The sequence below is a fragment of the Ornithinimicrobium sp. genome (assembly GCF_051004135.1).
GTDB lineage: Bacteria > Actinomycetota > Actinomycetes > Actinomycetales > Dermatophilaceae > Ornithinicoccus.
Genome location: NZ_JBPCKQ010000170.1, coordinates 1 through 4,064, shown reverse-complemented (window position 1 = coordinate 4,064; position 4,064 = coordinate 1). Strand labels below are relative to the sequence as shown.

General features: G+C 66.8%; 3 protein-coding genes and 1 pseudogene. 2 read left to right on the top strand and 2 right to left on the bottom strand.

The features are described 5' to 3' along the window. Positions 1-146: 146 nt before the first annotated feature. Positions 147-1,136, bottom strand: a complete 990-nt coding sequence (locus ACR2FV_RS11585) for a cation diffusion facilitator family transporter (protein ID WP_434015852.1) — start codon at positions 1,134-1,136, stop codon at positions 147-149. A gap of 35 nt (positions 1,137-1,171) precedes the next feature. Beyond that, positions 1,172-1,549: an ArsR/SmtB family transcription factor gene (locus ACR2FV_RS11580; protein WP_434015851.1), complete on the bottom strand. Its 378-nt coding sequence runs from the start codon at positions 1,547-1,549 to the stop codon at positions 1,172-1,174. Between the two features lie 1,358 nt (positions 1,550-2,907). Between ACR2FV_RS11580 and ACR2FV_RS11575 the strand changes: the two are divergent. Beyond that, positions 2,908-3,182 (top strand): annotated as a pseudogene (locus ACR2FV_RS11575) (IS30 family transposase); the annotation flags it as partial. Positions 3,183-3,391: 209 nt separating this feature from the next. Then, positions 3,392-4,064: transposase (locus tag ACR2FV_RS11570; protein WP_434015850.1), on the top strand; the 673-nt coding region annotated here is incomplete at its 3' end.

Here is a 4,064-nt window from a genome sequence, read left to right as displayed (position 1 = left end):
GGTCGCCCTGGTCCGTGCCGGCGCGAGGTTCGAGAAGGGCGTTCTGGTCGAACGACCCGACCACGAATCAGGAGGTGATCAGCAAGTCGCGTGACATGCCGATCCACAGGTCTTGACAATAGCTCAGTGCTGCCTGCCTGCTGGGTCTAGGAACTAGCGGGCGCGATGATTACCTCGATGTCCTCAGTGGCGGGCAGGGCCCGTCGGAGGGCGTGGGTTGCTGCGGTGGTGAGGTGCTCGGCGTCGGCGATGGTGGTTTGCGGGTCGATGCCGACGCGGGCTTGGACGGTGAGTCGGTGCCCGGACCAGCGCAGACGGACCCGGTAGACGTCGCCGATACCGTCGAGGTGCTCGAGGGCGTGACGGGCGCTAGTGGTGAGTTTCGGGTCGACGCCGTCGAGGAGGCGGCGGCCGACATCGCGGGCGGTACTCCAGAGCAGGACGAGGATCGCGGCGGTGATGAGCAGGCCGATCAGCGGGTCGGCGAGGGGGTAGCCGGCCCAGACGCCGCCGACACCGAGGACGACCGCCAGTGAGGTGAAGCCGTCGGTGCGGGCGTGCACGCCGTCGGCGACAAGCGCGGCCGATCCGATTCGCCTGCCGACCCGGATGCGGTAGATCGCGACGGCCTCGTTGCCGGCGAACCCGACTATTCCGGCGGCCAGTACCCAGCCGAGGTTGTCCAAGGGCTGGGGGTCCGCCAGACGCCGCACAGACTCCACACCAGCCAGGACGGCGGACAGGGCGATCATCGCGACGATGAACAGGCCGGCGAGGTCTTCCGCGCGCCCGTACCCGTAGGTGTACCGGTCGGTGGCGGCGCGGCGGCCGAGGACGAACGCGATCCACAAAGGGACGGCAGTCAGGGCGTCGGAGAAGTTGTGGATCGTGTCAGCCAACAGCGCCACCGAGCCGCTGACTGACACGACGGCCAGTTGGGCACCGGCGGTGAGGGCCAGCAGGACCAGGCTGACCTTGACCGCGCGGATCCCCTGGCTGCTCGCCTCGAGCGCGTCATCGATCGCGTCGGACGCGTCGTGGGTGTGCGGCACGAACACCTCGCGCAACCACCCCTTGAAACCCTTCGGGTGGGAGTGGCCATGGGTGTCATCGTCCTGGTCGCGTGTGGGAGTCACTTGGTCCTGGGCGCGGGAGGGTTCATGCGTTCCGGTCACTGCCGTGCGTCGTTCTCGGGCATGGGGTAGTCCCCTTGGTGGGCAGGTTGGTCATCGACGGCATGCTGGGCCTGGAGCACGGCCTGGGTGACCAGGGTGCGGGCGTGCTCGTCGGCCAGGGAGTAGAACACCCGGTTTCCGTCGTGACGCGACCGTACGAGGCGACCCCACCGCAGCTTGGCCAAGTGCTGGGAGACCGCTGTCGGAGACTTCCCGACCGTCTCTGCCAGAACGCTGACCGAGAGCTCAGCGTCGCGCAGCGCAAGGATGATCCGCACCCGGGTCGCGTCCGCGAGCAGTGAGAACACCTCCGTCGCGAGCTCGACGTACTGGCCGTCGACCCCGAAAGAACATGCCTGCGTATCTTCATGCATACGCAGATAGTATCAAGTATGTGCTGGGTCGGTGACGCGCGACACTGAACTTGCTCCGTGAATCGATCCAGACCCCGGCGTCCATCACCGACAGTCCCCTCCCATCAAGGCAGGGCCCTGAATAGGAGGCTGGCCGGTTCTCCGTGGCTCCGGGTCAGTGACGATCCCTTTCCGAGCAGTTCGGACGCCGTCGTCGGCTGTGCTCGGCGGACCCGTCCGCAACTCTGCTCAGTGAGAGGCCGTCCGAAACGCTCAAGTGGTGTGATTTTCGAACACGCCACATCAGGCCGAATCGCCACCGTGACCATGCATCTCGGGACCCCTCTAAATGGCTGTCGGATCCCGCCACGGGTCGTCACCGTGCCCTCCCAATGCGTGAGTTAAGACCACGGTCTAGATCTCAAAGGAACGTTCCTATGGGCGGTCGCGCGTTTCGTAACGGACCTGTGCGGCGGGTGTGCCCCGGAAGCACGAAAAGCAGGTGAGTGCAGCTGTCCGGGCAAATCTAAGCCGTGGCGAAACGCTCGGCGCCGAGACCGGTGGCCGGCGAGCCGGTCATTCACGTCTGCCTGCGCGCATGTGATCGAAAGTCAGGGGTAGATGGGGGTTTCGGACACATCCCTCACTGAGCAAGCTTTCGGACAAGTGTCATTTTCAGGAGTCGACTGCATTAGACGTCAGAAGTGGTGTTCACTGGCACGTGTAAGAAGATCGCTACCCGGGGCGTCGGTGGGGCCGCGTACCGGGGACTGGCCCTACTAGCCTTCAATCATGACGACCCAGATCTGGATTTCCACAGCGAACGACCCTGACAAGTTCGAATCTGGGCCCCGACTGGGACTGTGCAGGCGATCTGGACGAGCGTAGGGAGGCCGACCTGTGGAAAGTGGTTCAGGGCCACCTGGGGCTTCGCGCAGTGGCCCGACGCCCACGGGTTGACTTCTACGCGGACCTCGATCCTGACAGTCTTGGGTACCAGGCGTTGCTTGCTGTCGAGCCGAATCTGACGAGTCACCGTGGATTCGGGACCTCGGACGCCCGGTTCTGGTTGGCTCTGCAGTGGGCGGGGCCGCCAGCGCGGACCTTCTTCTCGTCTCAGCACGCTCGCTTCGCACCTTCTCAGCAGCGCCGCGCTCCGGAGCCCCACCCGGGGTTGGTGAAGCAGCCAACGATCGTCGGTATGCAGCTGACTGCCGCCGATGCGGGCCACTTCTTCGCCGTCTCGTAAGCGGATCGCTTACCGCACGTAGGAGGGCTACCTGTCGAGCTGGAGCATCGACAGGAGCGGTCTAGGGCGGCCTCCCAGCCGTAACCGATAGTGAGGCCCGGATCGGGGAGTGGGCGGAAGCTCAAGCTCGCCGGCACTACGGCGGTCGCTGACGTGGGACAGGGGCCGGGAGATGGCCGAGCACGAGCAGGTGGCCACCGACCTCGGGCTCCAGGTCTTCTTCTGCGACCCCAAGAGCCCCTGGCAGCGGCAGCAACGAGAACAGCAACCGGCTGCTGCCGGCAGTACCTGGCCAAGGGAGCCGACCTCAGAGCCCTACCCGCCGGCCAGCTCCACGAGCTCGCCACCCGGATCAACACCCGACCCCGCCGGGTCCTGGGCTGGGACACCGCGACCGATCGGTGACGAGGCGACCATCTCGGGAGTGTGTCAGGTGTGGATCCCCGGTCCGGCATCGAGGCTGGCCAGACGGCGGCCGACTCTCTTCGCCGTCGCTGCTTAACTGGCTCTTCGCAGTTGAGGGTGTAGTCGGGGTGAGCGCGTCGGTGCTGGGGTGAGGGTCGAGGCCCTCCGATGATGGGAGTTCTCACTCTGCCCATCGGGAGGACCTCGACATGCCTGACGTTACCTTCGCGCGCCCTGACCTGACCACCTTCACCCGCCTGAACGACCTCGGTCTGGAAGTCACCGGACAGCGGGTCGAGCTGGACCGTGCGGTGCTGGCCTGTCGGGTCACCGAGGCCGACGATTGGTGCCGCCGGTGCGGGTGCCAGGGCACCGCTCGGGACACGGTGACCCGGCGCCTGGCGCACGAGCCGCTCGGGTGGCGCCCCACGACACTGCTGATCACGGTCCGCCGCTACCGGTGCGCCGGGTGCGGCCACGTGTGGCGCCAGGACACCACGGCAGCAGCACAGTCGCGGGCGAAGATCTCCCGTTCCGGGCTGGCCTGGGCGCTGGTCGGCATCGTCTGCCAGCACCTGACCGTCGCCCGCGTCGCCGAAGGGCTGGCCGTGTCGTGGAACACCGCGAACGACGCGGTCCTGGCCGAAGGACGGCGGGTGCTGATCGCGGACCCGCACCGGCTGGCCGGCGTCAGGGTCGTCGGGGTCGATGAGCACGTGTGGCGCCACACCCGCCACGGCGACAAGTACGTCACAGTCATCATCGACCTCACCCCGGTCCGGGACGGCACCGGCCCAGCCCGGCTGCTGGACATGGTGCAAGGACGGTCCAAGAAGGCGTTCAAGGACTGGCTGGCCGAGCGCGACCAGTCCTGGCGCGACG